At 52.3% G+C, this 19,694-nt stretch carries 18 protein-coding genes; 10 read left to right on the forward strand and 8 right to left on the reverse strand.

Annotated features, from left to right (window positions below):
- The first annotated feature begins 49 nt into the window (after positions 1-49).
- The gene (locus BM040_RS14555; RefSeq protein ID WP_092103035.1) at positions 50-862 is read left to right on the forward strand and encodes a purine-nucleoside phosphorylase; all 813 of its coding nucleotides are present in this window, start codon (positions 50-52) and stop codon (positions 860-862) included.
- 81 nt (positions 863-943) lie between these two features.
- Here BM040_RS14555 and BM040_RS14560 read toward each other — a convergent pair whose 3' ends face one another.
- The 8 genes from BM040_RS14560 to trxA form a co-directional block, all read right to left on the reverse strand.
- Entirely contained in the window at positions 944-1,723 is a 780-nt protein-coding gene (locus BM040_RS14560; RefSeq protein WP_092103038.1) for a hypothetical protein, read from the reverse strand.
- A gap of 250 nt (positions 1,724-1,973) precedes the next feature.
- Positions 1,974-2,789, reverse strand: coding sequence for a DUF4249 domain-containing protein (locus tag BM040_RS14565; protein WP_092103041.1), 816 nt, complete (start codon positions 2,787-2,789; stop codon positions 1,974-1,976).
- Entirely contained in the window at positions 2,789-5,095 is a 2,307-nt protein-coding gene (locus tag BM040_RS14570) for a TonB-dependent receptor (RefSeq protein ID WP_092103044.1), read from the reverse strand. Before BM040_RS14570 ends, BM040_RS14565 begins: the two co-directional genes overlap by 1 nt.
- A gap of 224 nt (positions 5,096-5,319) precedes the next feature.
- A complete protein-coding gene (locus tag BM040_RS14575; protein WP_092103046.1) occupies positions 5,320-6,681 on the reverse strand; it encodes a TolC family protein in 1,362 nt (453 codons plus the stop codon).
- Between the two features lie 45 nt (positions 6,682-6,726).
- On the reverse strand, positions 6,727-8,607 hold the full coding sequence (locus BM040_RS14580; RefSeq protein ID WP_175491081.1) for a M61 family metallopeptidase: 1,881 nt from the start codon (positions 8,605-8,607) through the stop codon (positions 6,727-6,729).
- Positions 8,608-8,954: 347 nt separating this feature from the next.
- Positions 8,955-9,656, reverse strand: a complete 702-nt coding sequence (locus tag BM040_RS14585; RefSeq protein WP_175491093.1) for an ABC transporter ATP-binding protein — start codon at positions 9,654-9,656, stop codon at positions 8,955-8,957.
- Positions 9,657-9,805: 149 nt separating this feature from the next.
- Complete coding sequence (locus BM040_RS14590) at positions 9,806-11,083, reverse strand: efflux RND transporter periplasmic adaptor subunit (RefSeq protein ID WP_245756229.1); 1,278 nt, start codon at positions 11,081-11,083, stop codon at positions 9,806-9,808.
- A 396-nt stretch (positions 11,084-11,479) separates the two neighbouring features.
- On the reverse strand, positions 11,480-11,785 hold the full coding sequence (gene trxA, locus BM040_RS14595; RefSeq protein ID WP_092103055.1) for a thioredoxin: 306 nt from the start codon (positions 11,783-11,785) through the stop codon (positions 11,480-11,482).
- A 207-nt stretch (positions 11,786-11,992) separates the two neighbouring features.
- On the opposite strand from trxA, the gene BM040_RS14600 reads away from it, so the two are divergent.
- From BM040_RS14600 to BM040_RS14640, 9 genes are all read left to right on the forward strand, one after another.
- Positions 11,993-12,322 (forward strand): hypothetical protein, encoded by a 330-nt coding sequence (locus BM040_RS14600; RefSeq protein ID WP_092103058.1) that lies wholly within the window; start codon positions 11,993-11,995, stop codon positions 12,320-12,322.
- 107 nt (positions 12,323-12,429) lie between these two features.
- Positions 12,430-12,978, forward strand: a complete 549-nt coding sequence (locus tag BM040_RS14605) for a hypothetical protein (protein ID WP_139217815.1) — start codon at positions 12,430-12,432, stop codon at positions 12,976-12,978.
- A gap of 1 nt (position 12,979) precedes the next feature.
- Complete coding sequence (locus tag BM040_RS14610) at positions 12,980-13,801, forward strand: sensor histidine kinase (protein WP_092103065.1); 822 nt, start codon at positions 12,980-12,982, stop codon at positions 13,799-13,801.
- 14 nt (positions 13,802-13,815) lie between these two features.
- Positions 13,816-14,235, forward strand: a complete 420-nt coding sequence (locus BM040_RS14615; protein WP_092103068.1) for a response regulator — start codon at positions 13,816-13,818, stop codon at positions 14,233-14,235.
- Between the two features lie 135 nt (positions 14,236-14,370).
- Entirely contained in the window at positions 14,371-14,889 is a 519-nt protein-coding gene (locus BM040_RS14620) for a CsgE family curli-type amyloid fiber assembly protein (protein ID WP_139217816.1), read from the forward strand.
- A 34-nt stretch (positions 14,890-14,923) separates the two neighbouring features.
- Entirely contained in the window at positions 14,924-15,352 is a 429-nt protein-coding gene (locus BM040_RS14625; RefSeq protein WP_092103074.1) for a curli production assembly/transport component CsgF, read from the forward strand.
- A 56-nt stretch (positions 15,353-15,408) separates the two neighbouring features.
- Entirely contained in the window at positions 15,409-16,815 is a 1,407-nt protein-coding gene (locus tag BM040_RS14630; protein WP_092103076.1) for a CsgG/HfaB family protein, read from the forward strand.
- A gap of 131 nt (positions 16,816-16,946) precedes the next feature.
- A complete protein-coding gene (locus tag BM040_RS14635) occupies positions 16,947-18,146 on the forward strand; it encodes a hypothetical protein (protein WP_092103079.1) in 1,200 nt (399 codons plus the stop codon).
- Positions 18,147-18,365: 219 nt separating this feature from the next.
- Complete coding sequence (locus tag BM040_RS14640) at positions 18,366-19,652, forward strand: hypothetical protein (RefSeq protein ID WP_092103082.1); 1,287 nt, start codon at positions 18,366-18,368, stop codon at positions 19,650-19,652.
- Positions 19,653-19,694: the final 42 nt, after the last annotated feature.

The following is a 19,694-nucleotide window of genomic DNA, read 5'->3' on the forward strand; positions in this document are numbered from 1 at the left end:
GCTTACTTCGTGCCCGCAACATGTAAAATCACAGTCATACATTAAAACGATGCAGCAACTACACGAATCTACAGCGTATATCAAAAGAGTTACCGGCGACTTTGCTCCTGAGTTTGGCATTATACTGGGCACCGGCCTTGGCGCACTGGTAAACGAGCTGGAGGTGGCGCACTCCCTCCCTTACGCCGAAATCCCGAATTTCCCGGTTTCTACAGTGGAGAGTCACTCTGGCATTCTGATTTTCGGGCACCTAGCCGGGCGCAGGGTGGTGGTGATGCAGGGGCGTTTCCACTTTTACGAGGGCTACAGCATGGAGCAGGTGGTGTTTCCGGTACGCGTGATGAAGCTGCTGGGGGTGAAGAAGCTGTTCGTGTCCAATGCGGCGGGCGGCCTGAACCCAGCCTTCAACACCTCTGATCTGATGATTATCACCGACCACATTAACCTGCAGCCAAGCAACCCGCTTATCGGCAAGAATATGGACGAGCTGGGCCCGCGCTTCCCGGACATGAGCGACACGTATGACGAGCAGATGGTGCGCCAGGCCATGGTGATAGCCGAAGATGCCGGCTTTACGGTGCAGGAGGGCGTGTATGCGAGCGTACCCGGCCCAATGCTGGAGACACCGGCCGAATACCGCTACCTGAGCATCATAGGTGCTGATGCTGTGGGCATGTCGACGGTGCCGGAAGTAATTGCCGCCCGCCACATGGGCCTGCCGGTGTTTGCCGTATCGGTAATCACGGACATGGGCACGCCGGACCGCATCAAGAAGGTGATACTGGCCGATATTCTGGAGGCAGCCGCCATCGCCGAGCCGCGCATGACATTGCTCATCAAAGAACTGGTACGAAACGCTTAGGCACAGTCACTAAAGTATAAAACGGCAGCGGCAGGGAAATCATACTTTACCTGCCGCTGCCGTTTTATACTTTCCCAATACCTAAACCCCTGCCCAGTATCCTAGTAGCACCAGCAGTACAACCAGGTTGTTGAACATGTGCAGAGCAACAGACCAACCCATGCCCAACCGCAGGCGCGTGTAGCCCATAAAAACGCCCCCCACCAACTTATGCAGCAGCAACAATACAAACAGCGCCTGCGGAAGGGTATAGCTTTGAGGGGAGTTAAAATGCAGCAAGGCGAAGGTAGCCGTAAATGCATAAAATACCAGCTCAAAGTGTCGCTTCCAGAGCAGGTGCACCCTTAGTTTGTGCTTTCGGTGGGTAAGCAACCAAGAGACGAGGCCAAGAAGCATTATGGCCCCCATGGTGTAAGGTACAAACGAAATATTTAGGGCAAACGCTATCACAGGGCCCAGGCTAAGTAGGAATGTGAGCAGTGCTATAAGTATAAAGGTGCGCGAGTAGATGAGCGGTAACCTGAAAATCAGCTCCTCTGTTACGGGAGCCAGCAGCACTATCGTCGTAAACACCGGCACAAAGGAGCTTTGGGCGAAAATATAGCTGGCAATGCTCGCATTTAGCAGTTGAACCCCCAAGATGGTACACAGAAGGGCTACAGCAATAAACAACCCCACCTGCAGCAGGAGCAGGATGAAAGCCAATTGGAAGATGAGCGGCAGCTTCACCTCCAGCACGTTCTGCTCGCGCTTCAGCAGCCGTGGGCGCCGGGTAAATGCCCATAGCTCCTTAAGGGTATCCTTAAGGGCTGGTGGCGCTATGCACGGCGGCGCGGCGGTATAAAATACAGGTGTTTTCATAGGGATTTGGTAAGCTGTAATAATTACAATGATATAGTTATATAAAAATACTTATATAAACAAAGGTAAGTTCAACTATTTATCGGAAAACGTCTATAGGTGGGTGGTGGCAAGGTGCTGGTAATGTGCTGCGACAGTATAACCGCAACTATTACAGCATTACTGCATTTAAGCAATTTGGTTGGGCGTGGCCAAAAAAAGAGCGGCTACATTGCTGCAGCCGCCCCAATAGGCTTATGTAAGGCATCAGTTATTTTCTTATAACCACGGTTTTGCGGTCGAAAGCCAGGTTGGTGAAAATGCCGATGCCGCCTTCCAGTGAGGACTTAATTTGCGAGGGCTGCGCAAAGGGGTTGCCATTGGCATTCTTGGCGTCGGAGACAGAAGCCAGGAAATCATAGTACTGCTTCTCGATATGGTAGAGCGTTACAATCAGGGTGTCGCCCTCCGCATACTTGTACGAGGAGCCCAGGGATACGCGTTTCCCATCCGTCAGGTCGTCGGAGGTGACAAAGTCTCGGTCAGAGCCCCCGCTAAGACTGTCGATGTGGGTCATGTAGCGGTAGTAGTTAGGCGTATGGGGCGCATCCTGAAATGTGGTAATCAGCAATGCCTCGTCCTTGTCGTTAAAGCGCCACTCTACTTCCTCTATGTTTACTTTCGAATGGATTTTTGTGAAGCCGGTTACCTTGCGGCCCCTCCCGTCTACTACCTCCATCTGATAAATGTCGCCAGGCTTGCCAGTCATCACCTCTGAGGAAGTATGGGTGTAGAAGCGGCCGGTGCTTTTCACCATCACAGGCTTATACTTCAGCTGCACGCGCTTTCCGGATGGGGAGGTGATGTACACAATGGCGTCCGGCACGACGGGAGGATTGGGCTCCTCAAAGTAACCGGAACTCTCCAGCACGGTGGCCCGCATCTGCTTGCCCGGCTCCAGGTAGCACTCCACAACCAACTGCGGTGCATAGGCCGGCAGGCTCACGTCAATATCCTTCTCCAAATCGCAGGAGGAAAGTAGGGCCAGCAGCGGCAGGAGCAAGTATAGAACACAATTGCGCATCATCAGAATTTAAAGTTATAGGTAACCGAAGGGATAACCGGGAAAAGCGACACCTGCTTTGCCTGGAAGCCAACAATCTGCTGGTTCGACCGGTCCTTCTGCTGCTCAAAGTATACAAAGTAGGGGTTGCGGCGGTTATACACGTTGTACACACTGAAGGTCAGGTCGGCCTCGCCACGCCGGGGCTTTAGCTTCAGCACCGCCCCCAGGTCCAGGCGGTGGTAAGCGGCCAGGCGATAGGAGTTACGGTCTTCGTAAATGGGCACAATGCTCGGGTCTTTCCCCTCCACATCCTGGAAGGCAAAACGGGCAATGGGAACCGAGTATGGGCTGCCGGAGCCATAGACAAAGGCCCCCGTCAGGCTGAGGCGCTTGTTGAGCTGGTGCATGAGCACCAGGCTGATGTCGTGGCGGCGGTCGTGACGGGCCGGAAAGCGCCTGCCGTTGTTAATTTCGTCGAACTTACGGTAGGTCCAGGAGAGGGTGTAGCCCAGCCAGCCGGTGGTTTTGCCGCTCACTTTCTCCAGGTACAGCTCGTTGCCGTAGCTTTCGCCTTTGCCGAACAGGAACTCGTTCTCCAGGCTATCGTTCACAAAAAGGTTAGCCCCATCGCGGAAGTCAATCTGGTGCTGCATCCACTTATAGTATACTTCGTTGGTGAGCAGAAACCGGCCTTTCCCAAACAAGTGGCTGACGCCCAGGGCTGCCTGCTGCGAGCGCTGCGGCCGCACCCCTTGGCCCGAGGGGTACCAGATGTCGGTGGGGAGCGAGGCGCCGGAGTTGGTGAGCAGGTGCACGTACTGCATCATGCTGGCGTAGCTGGCCTTCAGGGACGTATGCTCGTTCAGGGTATACTTTACCGAGGCGCGCGGCTCCAGGGCCGCGTAGGTTTTGCCCGAGCTGTTAAAACCCGACAGGCGCAGGCCGTAGTTAAAGGAGAGCATCGGGCTGAGCACGAAGTCGTCGGAGGCGTAGAGGCCAAACTCGCTGCCGCTGTAGGTGTTCCCGGCGCCAAAGTTCTGCGTGCTGTCGGCTGACTCAAAGTTCAGGCGGCCCACTGTAAAGCCGTGGCGTGTGGCCTGCGCCCCAAACTTAAGGCTGTGCCCGTTGCCCACAAACCAATCGAAATCGGTTTTGAAAGTATAATCCTGCACCTCCGAGGTCAGTTTAAAGCTAAAGATGTCAATCTCGTTGTTGATGTTATACTTGTAGCCGGTGGAGGTGAGGGAGGTGGTGGCAAAAAGGTTGTCATTGAGCTTGTGACGCCAGCGCAAGGTGCCCATGGTGTTGCCCCAGTCGAAGCCGAAGCTGAAACCGCTATCGTCGAAGCCAAAGAAGTCGCGGCCAAAGTAGCCGCTAAAGCTCAGGTCATTCTTCTCGTCTAGGGTATAGTTCAGGTTGGCATTCAGGTCATAGAAGTAGTAGTCGGGGATGGGGCTGAAGTCGTCGTCGCCCTCTTTCAGGCGGTTAATCTGCCGCGTGAAAATATCGACATAGGTACGCCTCCCGGAGACAGAAAAGTTGAGTTTGTCTTTCAGGATAGGTCCCTCCACAGTGAGGCGCGAGGAGATAAGCCCCAGGCCGCCGCTGCTGCTGATGCGCTCGTTGTTGCCCCGGTTCATCTTCACATCCACCACCGAGGAGAGCCTGCCGCCAAACTGCGCCGGAAAGCCGCCTTTGTAGAGCTCCACGCTCCTGACGGCGTCAGGATTAAACACGCTGAAAAAGCCAAAGAGGTGCGAGGGGTTGTAGATCATGGCATCGTCCAGCAACACCAGGTTCTGGTCGGGGCCGCCGCCGCGCACATACAGGCCGCTGGTGCCCTCCCCCCCGGACTGGATGCCGGGCTTCAGCTGCAGCGTCTTCACCAGGTCTACCTCCCCAAACAGGGCAGGCAGCAGTTTGGCCTCTGTGGAGGAGAGTGTTTCCACGCTCATGCGGGTGTCGTTCAGCTTCTGCTCCAGGGAGCTGGCCTGTATCTCCACGACCTGCAGCTCGTTGCTGGCGAGGTCAAGTATAAAGTTTATACTTTGCCCGGTTGTTGCCACCCTGACGGTGCGGGTGCCGGTGGTATAGCCGATGTAGGTGGCCTGCAGGGTGTGCTCCCCCTCTGGCAGGCTAAGGGTATAATAGCCGTTTTCGTTCGTAATGGTGCCGGCCCCCGACTCTGGCGAAGATACCGTGGCCCCGATCAGCGCCTCACCGTTGCTGGCGGCCCGCACGTAGCCCTGCACCACCTGCCGTTGCGCCCAGGCTGGCCAAGAAATGAAGAGCAACAGTAACAGTAAGGTAGTATAGTAGCTTCGCATGTATCCATCTGTTACGGTGAGGTTAGGCTAAAATAGCCAGAAGTACCGGCAACAGGAAATAAACTTTTGTCAGTGAGTCTTAGGATTAGAACTGCAAGTGCAGCCAATTGGTTTACCCGGCGACCGTTTTATTAAATGCGAAAGCCGTTGCCACGGGCAACGGCCTTTGCAAAGTATGGGTAATAGTAGATAGGTTAGGTGATAGGTTTCGCGTTATTCGGTACTTAATTTGCCTGCCCCTGGTACAGCTCCAGAATCCGTTTCTTCAGGTAAAACTCGCATTTGCTCTGCAGCAGCTCCGCCTGCGACCTGTTCATGTTGTTGAGCGACTCCATGTAGGCAAAGAAATCGATGGAGCCCAGCTCATAGCGCCGCTTGGCCGACTCAAAAGCACGCTGGGTATACTCCAGGTTAGCGGTGACGGTGTTATACTTCTCGCGGGCGGCCAGCACATCCTGGTAGGCCTGCTGCACCGTCTGCCGGAGCTGGTTTTGGCTGGCCACATAGTCGAGCTCGGCGTTGCGCAGGTCCAGGCGCGCGGTTTGGGCATCGAACTGGCGGCTCAGGCCATTAAAAATCGGCACGCTCAGGTTCAGGGCCACTACCTTGCGTTGGTTCAGGTCCAGCTGGTCGAAGTAGGGCATTGTCTTGAGGTTACCGTTTTCAGGGTCTTTGTAAATGTTGCTGGAGTAGTTGGAGCCCAGCATCCCCTCCAGCGAAAGGGTGGGAGAGAAGTTGCTTTTGGCAATTTTGAGCTCGGTTTTCGCGGCATCCAGGCTGGCGGCGGTAGATTTTACCAGAGGCGAGTAGGCCAATGCATTACTCATTACCTGGTCCTCAGCAGGCAGTTCCATGTGCACCTCATCCGGTGTGGCCGGCAATGCCAGCTGGTAACTCGGCGTTCCCTCCACGTTCATCTCCTGGATGAGTTGCAGCATGGCCCGGCGGGAATTGTTCTGGTGCGTGATCAGGTTGAGTTTCTCAGTGGCCACCTGTGCCTTTATCTGGTATACTTCGTCCATGGCGCGCACCCCGGCCCGTTCCAGCTTCTCCATTTGGCTCAGTTGTCCTTCCAGCAGCGCTATCCTGGCTTCCGATATTTTGATGTTCTCCCCTTCCACCAGGGCCTGCAGGTAGTAGGCGGTAATATTGGTTTCCAGGTCTATCTCCGCCTGGTCCTCGGCAAAGGCCCTTGCCTGCGCCAACTGCCTGGACTGCCTGAGCTCGTGGAGTTTGGCGAAGCCATCAAACAATACCACCTGCCCCGACACGTATGGGTAGGAGGCTGTGGTGTTGCCCCGCTTCACCTCACCCGCCACGTTGTCGAATACCAGGCCGTTGGTGCGGCTCACATCGGCATTGGCCGAGATGGAAGGCAGGTAGCTGTACTTGCTGCGGCGCACATTAATATCGGCCTTGCTACTGTTGTAGCGCGCATGGCGCAGCGCCACGTTGTTCTGGAGGGCCAGGTCCAGGCTTTTTTCCAGCGTCAGGGGCTCTTGCGCGTAGGCGGCAGAAGTTAGGCCAAGGCACAGGGCCAGCCCTCCCAGCTTTGCCAGCAGGGCTTTGGTGGTACATTTTTTCATAGTTTTATTTTATACTAAGTGGCAATGATCCTCTGCAAAGTATAGCTATGCGCCTTCTGTGCCCAGCCAGGCGTTGCGCAGCTGCAGCTGCTCCGGCGTAGCCATGGGGTCTGGCTTAAGCAGGTGCTGTTGCTCGCGCTTAATGGCGGTGGCCCTTCCTTTCAGCTTCTTCTCCTTCATCTCACCTTTCTCGTTCAGCCTGCCCACCGTAAAGGTCAGCTTCTCGCCAGGCTTCATGTTCTGCAGGTCCTCGCTGATGAGTTGGCGTATGTTGGCCGGGGTGATTTCGGTGCCATTAAAAGCAAGCAGCAGGTCGTTGTTCCGGAAACCTATTTTGCGGCCAAACGCATCCATGTCTGTGGTGTCGGCTACCTTAATCTTTCCTGTCTCCTCGTCATAGCCCGGGGCAAAGCTGCCGTAGGAAATAATCTCCTGTTGTCCCTTTGGCTGGTACAGGATGCCCACTTTGCGGAATGTCTCCTCCAGCGGAAGCGGCTCCGAGCCCTCGACATACCTGGCAAAGAAATCCCGGATCTCAGGGTAAGTAAGCTCCGTAATCTTATCGAACAGCTCGTCGTCCTTAAAGGCGTTTTCCTTGCCGTAGGTTTTCGACAGGTCGAGCATCAGGTCGCGGAGGCTATACTTGCCCTGGCTGAGCTCGCGCAGCCGTACGTCCAGCACCATTCCAATCAGGGCGCCCTTCTGGTACACGTTGCCATACTCGTTCGCATACTTGTCCAGCACGTTGGCGCTCATCTCGGTGAAGGGCAGGGTGTCGTTGTAATAGGTCTTGGAGGTGAGGATATAGTCGCGGATTTTGTCCAGGAACGTTTCCATGTCATACAGGCCCTCATAGAGCTGCACGTGTGTGGCAAAATACTCTGTCACGCCCTCGTATAGCCACAGGTGCTTCGACATTTTGGGGTTGATGAAGTCGAAGTTGCCGATCTCCTCGGAGTGCACGTTCAGGGGCGTTACGATGTGGAAGAACTCATGCGCCGCCACGTCGCGGATGGTGCTGCTGAACTGCTCCTCCGGCATCTCGGGCAGAAAGTATACCGAGGAATAGGAATGCTCCAGGGCTCCGAAAGAACCCGATTTGCCCACACGCTCCGGCACGTAAATCAGGAACGCATACTTATCCACCGGAAGCGTGCCGCCCAGGTAACTACGCTGTGCCTCCAGTATACTTTTAACGTTGGCAGCAATTGGGCCGGAGGTGACACGACCGCTGGGGGAGTATACCGATACAAGCACATCCGTTCCGCCCAAATCTATGATGGTGGTGTCAGGGAGGTTATACATCAGCGGCGAGTCGGCCAGCTCCACGTAATTGGGCAGCTCGAAAGTGTCCTGCTTGTCTGTGGTAGCCGCGGCAACCAGCGGGGTGGAGCCATAGAAGCCCTCAGGCTTGGTGACGTTCAAAGTATAAGGCACTTGCTTTAGATCATCGAAATAGCCTATGAAGCCGAAGGGGTTGATGAGGAAGTTTTTGCCCTCCTCGATGTTGGTGCCGCCTGGCTCAAACACCACGTCCTCGCGTTTGGAGGCATCAAAGGTATCGTCCACCCAATAAGTGATTCTGTCGAGCTGGGTGGCATTGCTTATTTTCCAGCGATTGGTGTCCAGCCGCTCCACGGCCAGGGTGTCGCCTTTGGCGTTATATGCCTTAAAGTCGTTTACAAACTTGCCAAAGTCGGAGACGGAGTAAGTGCCGGGTACGATTTTGGGCATGTTGTACACGATGTCGTTTCGGGTGATGGCTGGCGCCTGCACCGTTACCTGCACCCTGTCGTTCTGTGCGTTTGCCAGGTCTACAGTTACGTTATACTTTGTGCTGGCGGGGTTCTGCGGTGTACTGCCGGCCAGGGTTGCCATACTCAGGCTGAGGCAAAGTGTAAGAGCGGTAAAAGTTTTTTTCAGCATAGTGTGTTTCTGTTTCTATCAATTTAACTTCTACGAAGTATAAAGGATAGTCTTTTTAGACAAACAGGCCTAATTTGTAGACCAGCTCTTAAATGCCTTGCCAGCCACCCGACCAATAGATGCAGGAAAAGTATAAATGGTTGCCTGCTTATACTTTCAGGATGATGCCCCGGGGACCGGCAGGCGTGCCGGCATCCCCGGGATACTCACCATACAAACAAACAACAAACATTCGGGAGTTAGAAAGTTAGAGAGTTAAAGAGTTAGAAAGTTTGGGAGGTGTACTCACACGTGACCTGTAACCAACAACTAATATCTATTAACTAACAACTAACCTTAATTATTCTTTACAGCAACTCTGCGGCGTGGCGGCGCACGTTCAGGTTCTCGGTTACAATCTGTCCGTCAAACAGGTTGACGATGCGGTGGGCGTACTCGGCGTCGGTTGGGGAGTGCGTTACCATCACCACAGTGGTGCCGGCATCGTTTAGCTCCGACAACAGCTGCATCACCTCGCGTCCATGCACCGAGTCCAGGTTACCGGTGGGTTCGTCGGCAAGTATAAGCGCCGGCTCAGACACCACGGCCCGGGCAATGGCGGCACGCTGCTGCTGACCGCCGGAGAGCTGCTGCGGAAAGTGGCTACGACGGTGCGCGATACCCATGCGCTCCATGGCCTGCAGGGTGCGCTGCGCCATTTCCGACTTGGAATAACCCAGGTAAGCCAGCGGGAGGGCGATGTTTTCCTCCACGGTCAGCTCATCGATCAGGTTAAAGCTCTGGAACACGAAGCCCAGGTTTTGCTTGCGCAGCTTGGCGCGCTGGCGCTCCGACACGTTGGCCACCTCCTGGCCTAAAAACTTGAAACTGCCTGCCGACGGGCTGTCGAGCATGCCCAGGATGTTAAGCAACGTAGACTTGCCGCAGCCAGAGGGGCCCATGATAGCCACAAACTCACCACGTTTAATCTTCAGGTCTACCCCGGCCAGGGCAGTCGTTTCCACCGTGTCGGTCACATACTTCTTCTGCAGGTTTTGTGTATCGATGATAAGTTCTTGTGTGCTCATGGTTATTGCTTTTGAAATGAGGTTAACGTTCTATTTTGTACTAATGGATGCTTTATTGCTGGTTGTTGATAGTTGATTGTCGTTTTCTCAATCATATGTAGGGAAAACAATTAGCAATAAGCAATCAACAATTACTTTAACTCCAGCCTGTCAATGTCTCCGTAGCTGTCGTAGGAGGAGAGGACCACTTTCTCGCCGGGCTGCAGGCCTTCCAGCACTTCGTAGTAGTTCGGGTTCTGGCGGCCCAGTTTGATGCTGCGCTTTTCGGCGGTGCCACCGGCGTCGTTGAGGACGAACACCCAGTTGCCGCCGGTGCTCTGGTAAAAACCGCCGCGTGGCAGCAGTACAGCCTGGGCGCCGTCGTTCAGGTTCAGTTTTATCTGTAGCGTTTGGCCGCGTCTAACGCCTGCCGGGGTGCCCTCTGCAAACTCCAGGTCCACCTGAAACGTGTTGTTCTGTACCTCCGGGAATACCTTGGCTACGGTCACGTTGTAGCTCTTGCCGTTAAAGTCGAAAGTGCCGCTCAGGCCGGGGTGTATCTTCGAGATATAGTGCTCATCGATGTTGGCTTTCACCTTGTAGCCGTTCAGGTCATCGATCTGGCCGATGTTCTCCCCAGCCGCCTTCGACTCGCCTACCTCCGCCTTGAGGGTGGAAAGCTGGCCTGTGAAAGGAGCGGTGACATACAGGTTATTAAGCGTGTTGCGGGCCATGCCAATGTTGGCCTCCATGCGGCGGATGGACTCGTCGAGCTGCTTGAGTCGGTCTGTCATAAGCTGCGCATCCTGCTTTACAGAGCGCTCCGCCAGGTTTTTGCGGGTAGTCAGGTAGTCGTACTCATCTTTGGCCGCCTCATACTCTTCCCGCGAGATTACTTTCTCTTCGATCAGCATTTTGTTGCGGTCATACTTGCGCTGGGCCAGGGCCAGTTGGTACTTTATCTCGGCCAGGTCGTTCTCCTTGCGAATCAGGTCCTGTTTCATCGTAATTTCGGAGTTCTGGCGCTCGTTCATCAAATCGTACAGCTGCGTCTCGCGGGTCATAAAGTCAATCTGCAGCGTGGTGTTGGACAGCTTCAGAATCGTGTCGCCTTTCTCTACCATTTTGCCGTCGTCGGTGTAAATCTTCTCCACGCGGCCTCCCTCGGTAATATCAAGGTAAAAAGTCTTGAGGGGCTCCACGGTGCCATCGATGGCGATAAACTCCTGAAACATGCCCTGGCTCACCTGCCCTACGGTAAGGCGCTTGCTGTCTACATTTAAGGTGGAGCTGTGCTCGGCAAACAGCAGGTTATAGAGCAGCAGCGCCAGGCCCGCTACACCGGCCGCTAGCAGGATTATTTTCTTTGGCGTTACCTTCTTTTTCTCAATGACGCGGTCCATAGTAGTAGGTTGAGGTCGTGAGTCCATAGCTTTCATAGTTTCTGTATCCGGTATGCCAATTTACATGCCATGTTTTGCAAATGTTTGAAATACAGTAACTTATAATGAAGTATAGCGTTGGGTATATGTCATTAGTGTCCGCTTCCGTACACTTTAGTGTCCTGTACCGAACAGCAATAGGATAGTATAGCTTGGGTTTTGTGTAACGGAGATCTTATACTTTGCAGGATGCAAGGCAAGCCGTACAAATGATACAGGCTCTTGTCCCTGCATTGGCTTTGTGTGCAGAGGGAAGAGCCCGTGTTTAGAGGAATGCTGAAGGCAGGCTGAGTATACTTGCCGGAGCAGGCTTCATGAGGGAAATGAGCGATTGTGTGGATTACGTATTCGCTCATGCCCTCCATCACTCATTCAAAATTAAATCTACACATACTGCTGGATAACCTGCGTGAGCTGCTGTGCCGGCATCGCCCCGGACTGCCGCCATACTTGCTGGCCTTTATGGAAAAGTATAAACGTGGGCACCCCCTGAACCCGGTACTGGGAGGCGGCGGCCTGGTTGTTGTCCACGTTTATTTTAATCACCTTCAGCTTGCCGTTAAACTGGCTGGCTACCTGCTGAATTACCGGACTCATGGCTTTGCAGGGGCCGCACCAGTCGGCATAAAAGTCCACCAGCACCGGCATGCCCGGGCTATTTATAAGTTCCTGAAAAGATTTCTTTGCCATTGCTTCTCTTAAAGTATGTCGTGTTACTAAATACGTCTGCTTAAACTATACCGTTCGATCCTCGGGCTTGCTTGGTTATGAGTTAGTTAGCCGTCTTGCCCGTCAGCCGGGTTTGGGTGCTTTACTTTCGAAAGTTATACTGTAAATATGCTGTGTTTAAATTAGAAATTAACTATATTTCGGATCACAACTAAAGCCAAAACAAATATGCCAAAATTCGACGGAACTGAGGGTGCTCCAATAGAAAGGGGCACAGCCGCAAAGTGGACCAGGAACTACCGCCAGGGAGCCAAACCAGACCCTGCCCTGGGAGCAGTCGTTAAAGCCCACTTTTTCGGCCGCGAAATACTGGAGAAGATCCTTGCACAGGAAGGCTGCATGGGCATCCGGATGTACTATGCCCGCGATGAGCGTGGCCAGCGGCAACTGGTGCTGGTGGGTGCCGATGGTGATGGTGAAAACATGTTGGAAGGCACGATTGCGGATGGGTCTAAAGTATGTCCTCCTGACTGCTCGACGGGAGATTTAGATGAATAATGGAATTTTACATTCAGGAAATTTATCCTTGGCTGGCAAACATCTCTTCTTATAGTTTTAGTATCCCGCTTCTAGCCGGCCTTTTCCTGATATACAGGCGGAGCAGTTTGCATTTCAATCTGCTCCTGCTTTATACTGCATTTATCGCCCTGGTAGAGATAGCAGGGCAGCTTACCGTGTACATAGGCACCAGTAACAACCACTGGATACAACATATTTATACGCCTGTAGAGTACCTGCTGCTGGGAGTGATTTATTATTATAGCCTTAGAGGAAAGCTTGTGAGGCTTGGGGTGCTGGCAAGTATAGTCTTTATAGGTTTAGTGTGTATCCTGAGTGTGGTTTTGGCGGAAAACATTACGCAGATGAACACTACGCCACGCATGGTAGCCGGGGCTGCGCTGGTCGCTTTGGCTGTATTATACTTTTACCAGTCCGCCAGAGAGCCCAACTTTATTTACCTGGACCGGGACCCGATGTTTGTGCTCAGCAGCGGAATTATTGTTTATCAGGCAGGCACTGCCATGGCCTACAGCATGTTTAATGCTGCTTTGGAAGAGTCTTATGATGCGGCTAGAATTTGTCTGTCCATCATTATGGTGCTCAACATCTTGTTTAGAGTTATACTTATGATGGCCCTGCGAAGGACCGCCTGACATGAAGACGCTGGACCCGCTTATACTTATTACACCCGTCATGCTGATGCTGGCAGTGGGCATTATTGTGTTTGTGGTGCTCTACCAGCGGCGCATGCTGCAGCACCAGGAGCAGCTGCGCGAGTTGCAGTCCGTAAAGCAGCAGCAACTGCTGGAGGCGACGCTGCATGCCCAGGAGGAGGAGCGACGGCGCGTGGCCCGCGACCTGCACGATGAAGTAGGCGCCATGCTGGCCCTCGTCCGCCTGAACCTGCACCAGATGGTGAGCAACACCGAGTGCAAGGATGAGAAGATGCAGGAGGGCGCCCGGCACATGAAACAGCAATTGGACGAGGTGCTGAACAGTGTGCGGCGCATCTCCCATGACCTGATGCCGGTGGTGCTGGAGAAAATGGGCCTGGCCCAGGCTTTGGATGCGCTGCGTCGCAACCTGGCTGCCAGCGGGTTTATTAACCTGACCGTCAGCTACAACGATAAAACAAAACGGCTGAAACCCAAACACGAGTTGCTGTTATACCGTATGGTGCAGGAGTTACTGAACAACACCATCAAGCACGCGCAGGCTACGCAGATTAGCATTGAGTTGCGCTTTTCTCCGTCCGAAACAGTACTTTTGTATAAAGACAACGGGGTAGGCTTTGATATGGCAACCGTGCAGCAGGAACAGGTACCAAGTGGGGGCTTGGGAATTATGAGCCTGCAAAGCCGTGCGGCACTCATGGACGGGAGCATCGAAATTGTTTCCGCTCCCGGAACTGGCACATCTGCCAGTATTACCATACCACAAGCATCACCCGAACACACACATAACGTACCAACCTAAACCTGTTACTGCACATGGAGTATCAGCCACTCACATTGGCTATTGCCGATGACCACAACTTGTTCCGGAAGGGGGTTCTGGAACTGCTGAAGGCGTTTGATGAAATCACGCTAATAGCCGACGCCAGCAACGGCGCTGAGCTGCTCGAGAAAATCGAGTCTGATTTGCCGGATGTAATTATGCTGGACCTGGAAATGCCGGAGATGGACGGGGTGGCCACTTCGCGGTACCTGCTCTCGAAGTACCCCGATGTGCGCATCCTGGTCATGTCTACCTATGGCGATGAGGCCTTGGTGGAGAGCCTGCTAGAAGAAGGCGTAAAAGGCTACCTGCTCAAAAACTCTGAACCCGACGAGCTGCGGCAGGCGCTGCAAGCCCTGAAAGCCGGTAAGGGCTACTTTTCCTCAGGAATAAAAATAGATATGTTCAACTAAGCTTTATACTTAGCTTCCCTACCAAAACCCGGCTATGCACAGCCGGGTTTTTTATTTTATACTTTTATTATACTAAAATAAACTTTTTCTGTATTAATCAGTATTATGCTTATATAAGATTAATCTGATATAGGCTTGGCATTATTCAATTGCTTTCCTGGAAGTACAAAGTCACTGCTGATCATGCTGGTCGTGGGGGTGCTGCTTTGTGTACTGGTACTACCAAACGTTTATGCGCAGCGCCCTGTTCAACAGGACAGTACGGCGAGGAGGCAAGCGGCGCCGCGGCCTAATCAGTTTGAGGAGGCTGTTCGCAGCTCAGCAGATTTGGAGGTGGATGGCCTTGTGGTGGATGAGACCATCACCAAGATTGGGCGCGACTTCTACGATGTTTTCCACCGGCAATGGGAAGCTCCCCCCTCAGCAAAGAATTACACCATACTCATAAAAGAACGGCCCACCCGGGGCAATGGCGCGCTGATACAGGTGACCCTGAATGATGAGCTCCTGTTTGAGCAGCAGCTGATGCCACGGTACGATACCATAGAGGAAACGGCTACTTACGTGGCGGAAGGCCTGTTCGATTACCTAGTCCGCAACCAGCTACAGCAGCAGTTGGAGGCAGAAGGCGGGCAGCAACTGGAAGTTTTCTGAACCAATAAACCCTAAAAGTATAGATACCCTTACGATGAGAAAATTCATACTCCCCCTGATGGCATCCCTGGTGCTGGTGTTGGTAAACCTAGTCAGTGTGCAAGCGCAGGATCTGGTTTATACCCCTAAAAACCCGGCTTTTGGCGGTAACCCGTACAATTACTCCTGGCTGCAGAGCTCGGCCCAGTCGCAGGATAAGCTCAAGGACCCGAATGCCACCTCCGGCTCGGGCATTAACCGTGACCCGCTCGAAGACTTTAAGAGCAGCCTGAACCGGCAGATACTGAACGAGCTCTCCAGAAAGCTTATTGCCAACCAGTTTGGGGAGGATGGTGTGACGCCCGGCAGCTATACATTGGGTGATTACCAGATAGACGTAACCGAGGGGCCCGGAGGTGTAAACATTGAAATCGTGGACATCGGAACGGGCAACAGAACGACGGTGACCATACCCTACTACTAACCAAACAGTACCTGCTGCTTCATTCACTTCCTACTGCTATACCATCACCCGCTGATATGACCTCTAAAGTTTACAAACCGACGTTTGCCGTCTTGCTTATACTTACGCTCTGGGCCGTGCAGGGCTGCTCTCCATACTTTCACCAACCCATGCGTACGGCAGAGGCGACCCTTGGCGCCCCATCGCCGGCTTACAAGGATTTGGTGGAGTTGCCGGAGCCGCAGCAGAAAGTGGTGGCCGCCGTCTATAAATTCAGGGACCAGACAGGACAGTACAAACCATCAGAAATAGGCACCAGTTGGTCCACGGCTGTCACGCAGGGGGCCACCACCATTCTCATCAACTCGCTGGAGGAGTCCGGGTGGTTTACGCCCATTGAGCGCGAGAACCTGGGCAACCTGCTGAACGAGCGTAAAATCATCCGGTCTACAAGAGCTGAGTCGGAGGCTATTACCGGGAAAAAAGAACCCAACCTGCCAGGGCTGCTCTTTGCGGGGATTATACTCGAGGGCGGCATTATCTCCTACGACGCTAACGTGGTGACAGGCGGTGCGGGCGCACGCTACTTTGGCGCAGGCGGATCGGGCCAGTACCGCGAGGACAAGGTAACCGTTTACCTAAGGGCCATCTCCACCAGCACAGGCGAGATTCTGAAGACCGTTTATACTTCCAAAACCATACTTTCTCAGTCCGTAGACTTTGGCGTGTTCCGGTATGTGCACTTTAAGCGGTTGCTGGAGGCCGAGACGGGCTTCACCTATAACGAACCATCTGAAATAGCCGTGAAGGAGGCCATTGACAAAGCCGTGCAAAGTATGGTTATCGAAGGCATGCTGGCCGGGTACTGGCGCCCCAAGAACAAAGCCGATCTGGAGGCACAGGTGGTGAAGGATTACCTGCAGGAGAAGGAAGACGTGCTAAACAGCGACATACACGGTAACCTGATGGCAGAGCGACGCAGTTTGGTAGGAGTGGGCGGGGCCGTTGGCGCCATGTACTATAAGGGAGACTACCCCGACTCTAACTTCAGGTTTATGGGCGAGGCCGCCCTAAAGATAAACTCACGCCAGAACATCGGCTTCGATCTCAGGCTGGGCAAAGGCAGACTATCCACGGAAAGTAATTTTGGAATCGATATCAATTATGCGGAGCTCAACCTCAATTACCTTTTCTTCCCTAAGCTTAGGTACACGCCCTATGTACAGCTGGGCGGCGGCGGACTGGTAGTTGGCAGCGGGTTCGGCGACATCTTCAATAGTTTTGGCGACAGCGGTTTTAATCCTTATGTAAAGGCAGGCCTGGGCATGGAATACCTCCTCACCCGCAACATCGGCATCGATATAAGTGCTACCAGTTCTTATCTGTTGGATGATGATCTGGACGATGTGGAGCAGGGGCGCTTTAATGACTATTTCTGGACAGGTAAAATAGGCATCAATTTTTACTTAGGTCTATACAAATAAAATATAACATTACCAATATTATTTAACTTAAAAATAATATAAAAAAAATTACAATAAATGAAACTATAATAGTCTATAAAAGTATAGTGATACTGTAAATCATTTTAAACCTTTAAAAATTATAAAGTATCATGAAGAAAAAAGTAATTTTTGCTGCAGCGGCAGCGATGATGTTCACAGCAGGTTCTGCATTTGCACAAGGCGTAGGTAATGCAGCTACATCAACACAGGCCGGTACTACTAACGTGGGTACCATCACACAAACAGGCGGTTTAAGCAACGCAGCTGATCTTTCTCAGGCTGGCTTATCCAACACGGCTGAGATTATCCAAGACTACGGTGCTTTCAACGAGGCTTCCGTATCTCAGGAGGGTACCGAGAACAACGCCTTGGTTTGGCAGGATGGCGGCGTAGGCCACGACGCTGACGTTGATCAGGAAGGTACACTGAACGACGCTTACGTGGATCAGTGGGAAGGCGAGGGCAGTACTGCCGACGTAGACCAGGAAGGTGAAGGCAACTATGCTGAAGTACTGCAGTATTTTGGCGAAGACAACAACGTTGAAGTGGACCAGGATGGTGACTACAACGAAGCTCTAGTAAGCCAGTTTGGAGGTGAGAACCATGATGCCGATGTAACGCAGGATGGTGATTACAACTTAGCTCTGATTGAGCAGTCTGAGGGTGAGAGCAATGACGCTGACATCGATCAGGATGGTGACTTTAACGCTGCTGCCATCACTCAGCTCTACGGAGAGGACAATGATGCCGATATTGAGCAGGATGGTGACTTTAACGTTGCTGAAATCTACCAGGATGGTGGTGAGAACAATGACTCAGACATTGACCAGGATGGTGACTTTAACAGCGCCCTTGTAGTTCAGGTAGGTGGCGAGAGCAATGACGGTGACGTTTACCAGGACGGTGCCTTAAACTCTGCTCTTATTGTGCAAGTGGAAGGTTTCAGAAACGATGCCGAAATCAGACAGGATGGACTTGCCAATGATGCTGAGATTTCTCAATTAGGGGGTGCGTATAACGTAGCTGCCATCGACCAGAACGGTTTGGGCAACAGCGCGCTGGTTAGCCAGTTCCTGGGTTACAGCAACGTAGCTGATGTTGACCAGGATGGCTGGTTCAACAGCGCAGCTGTATATCAGACTGGTGAGTATAACACTGCCTCAGTTGCTCAGGACGGTATCCTGAACGGCGCTGCCGTGCTTCAGTCCGGATCAAGCAACACAGCTACTGTTAGCCAGATGGGCTTTGGTAATAGCGCAGCCGTGCTTCAGTCTGGCACTGGAAACGTAAGCACTGTTACGCAGCACTAATTGTTTACTTAGATAACTCTTTGGCTGGTAAGGCACCGGATTTCCGGTGCCTTATTTTCTGTTTTGTACTTCAGGCAATAGGGATAGCCTGATATGCCTAGGGTTAGTTATTGTTTAAATAGAAAAAGTATAAAAATTAGCAAAATTAATGTAACTAGTTGATATAAGTAAAGTATAATTTAATTGTAAATTATTTTAAACCTCAATTAGTTACATGCTATGAAAAACAAATTTATCTGCGCAGCAGCATTATCTGCTATGTTGCTCGCAACAGGGGCTACCTATGCCCAAAGCAGCACCAACACAGCTGCCACCGTACAAGCAGGCAATACCAATAGCGCCAACATTGAGCAGCTAGGAGGGATGAACAATGCAGCAGGAGCATCTCAGGTCGGCGACAACAACACGGCCAGTGTTTTACAAATTGGTGGCATGGAGAACGAAGCTTCCATTGATCAGGTGGGGCTTGCCAATACAGCTTCTGTTTTGCAGGAGGGCGGCGTTAGCAATGATGTTGACATTTACCAGGAGGGAGATGACAACATAGCCATTGTGGAGCAGATAGTAGGGGAGAATAATGATGTGGAGATTTCTCAGGATGGTGCCCTCAACGTGGCGGAAGTATACCAGTACCTGGGAGAGAACAACGACGCTGATATTGTGCAGGATGGGGACTTGAACAGTGCCAGCATCTACCAGGAGGGAGGTGAAAGTAACGATGCAGATATTTATCAGCTTGGTTCAAATCTAAGTGCAGCGATAACCCAGCTTAATGGCTTTAGAAATGATGCTGAAGTAAATCAGTATGAGACTGATCATGTGGCAGAAGTATGGCAAGTTGAAGGTGAGAATAACAGTGCCCGGATAGATCAGGATGGATGGCGAAACAGCGCTTCTATAACCCAGGAAGGCGGCGTAAATAACGAAGCTGTCATAGACCAGATCAATGACTTTATAAATGAGAACAACAACGCCACAATTCTGCAGTCTGGCGGCAGTGGTAACGATGCTCTTATTAATCAGAATAGCGATTACGGGAATGCCAGCATTACGCAGTTGGAAGGTGTAAATAATAGTGCCACTATTATCCAGTACAATATGGGTATGATAGGGGAAATCCTTCAGGATGGCGGCCAGGATAACATCGCTATGATCGATCAAGATGGTTTGGGCTCAATTGCCTTCATCGAACAAATTGGAGGCATGGCTAATATCGCCAGTATCGTTCAGAGCACCTTCGGAGATCGCGCGGATATTTACCAGAATGGTGGTGATAACAACACTGCCTACATTGAACAGGATGGCACTTTCTCAAGAGCTGTGATTACACAGGACATGGGTTCTTACAACAATGCCATCATTCTGCAGGAAACAGGGGACGGTCTGGCTGAAATCTACCAGACCGGTATGATGAATACTGCCTCTATAACGCAGAGCGGTGAGCTTCAAAGTGCCTCTATTTCACAAAGCGGCACGGGCAATACTACTGTGATTGTACAGCAATAAAGTATAAAAACTACTCCGTGGTGGGTTTTCCGCTCATCACGG

Source organism: Pontibacter chinhatensis, assembly GCF_900113285.1.
In the GTDB taxonomy this organism is placed as follows: domain Bacteria; phylum Bacteroidota; class Bacteroidia; order Cytophagales; family Hymenobacteraceae; genus Pontibacter; species Pontibacter chinhatensis.

Excerpts from the sequence above, each read along its gene's own strand:
- BM040_RS14630 (WP_092103076.1), top strand. The coding sequence starts at position 15,409 with ATGACCTCTAAAGTTTACAAACCGACGTTTGCCGTCTTGCTTATACTT.
- BM040_RS14570 (WP_092103044.1), bottom strand. The coding sequence starts at position 5,095 with ATGCGAAGCTACTATACTACCTTACTGTTACTGTTGCTCTTCATTTCT.
- BM040_RS14610 (WP_092103065.1), top strand. The coding sequence starts at position 12,980 with ATGAAGACGCTGGACCCGCTTATACTTATTACACCCGTCATGCTGATG.
- BM040_RS14600 (WP_092103058.1), top strand. The coding sequence starts at position 11,993 with ATGCCAAAATTCGACGGAACTGAGGGTGCTCCAATAGAAAGGGGCACA.
- BM040_RS14625 (WP_092103074.1), top strand. The coding sequence starts at position 14,924 with ATGAGAAAATTCATACTCCCCCTGATGGCATCCCTGGTGCTGGTGTTG.
- BM040_RS14555 (WP_092103035.1), top strand. The coding sequence starts at position 50 with ATGCAGCAACTACACGAATCTACAGCGTATATCAAAAGAGTTACCGGC.
- BM040_RS14565 (WP_092103041.1), bottom strand. The coding sequence starts at position 2,789 with ATGATGCGCAATTGTGTTCTATACTTGCTCCTGCCGCTGCTGGCCCTA.
- BM040_RS14635 (WP_092103079.1), top strand. The coding sequence starts at position 16,947 with ATGAAGAAAAAAGTAATTTTTGCTGCAGCGGCAGCGATGATGTTCACA.
- BM040_RS14560 (WP_092103038.1), bottom strand. The coding sequence starts at position 1,723 with ATGAAAACACCTGTATTTTATACCGCCGCGCCGCCGTGCATAGCGCCA.
- trxA (WP_092103055.1), bottom strand. The coding sequence starts at position 11,785 with ATGGCAAAGAAATCTTTTCAGGAACTTATAAATAGCCCGGGCATGCCG.
- BM040_RS14615 (WP_092103068.1), top strand. The coding sequence starts at position 13,816 with ATGGAGTATCAGCCACTCACATTGGCTATTGCCGATGACCACAACTTG.
- BM040_RS14575 (WP_092103046.1), bottom strand. The coding sequence starts at position 6,681 with ATGAAAAAATGTACCACCAAAGCCCTGCTGGCAAAGCTGGGAGGGCTG.
- BM040_RS14580 (WP_175491081.1), bottom strand. The coding sequence starts at position 8,607 with ATGCTGAAAAAAACTTTTACCGCTCTTACACTTTGCCTCAGCCTGAGT.
- BM040_RS14590 (WP_245756229.1), bottom strand. The coding sequence starts at position 11,083 with ATGGACTCACGACCTCAACCTACTACTATGGACCGCGTCATTGAGAAA.
- BM040_RS14640 (WP_092103082.1), top strand. The coding sequence starts at position 18,366 with ATGAAAAACAAATTTATCTGCGCAGCAGCATTATCTGCTATGTTGCTC.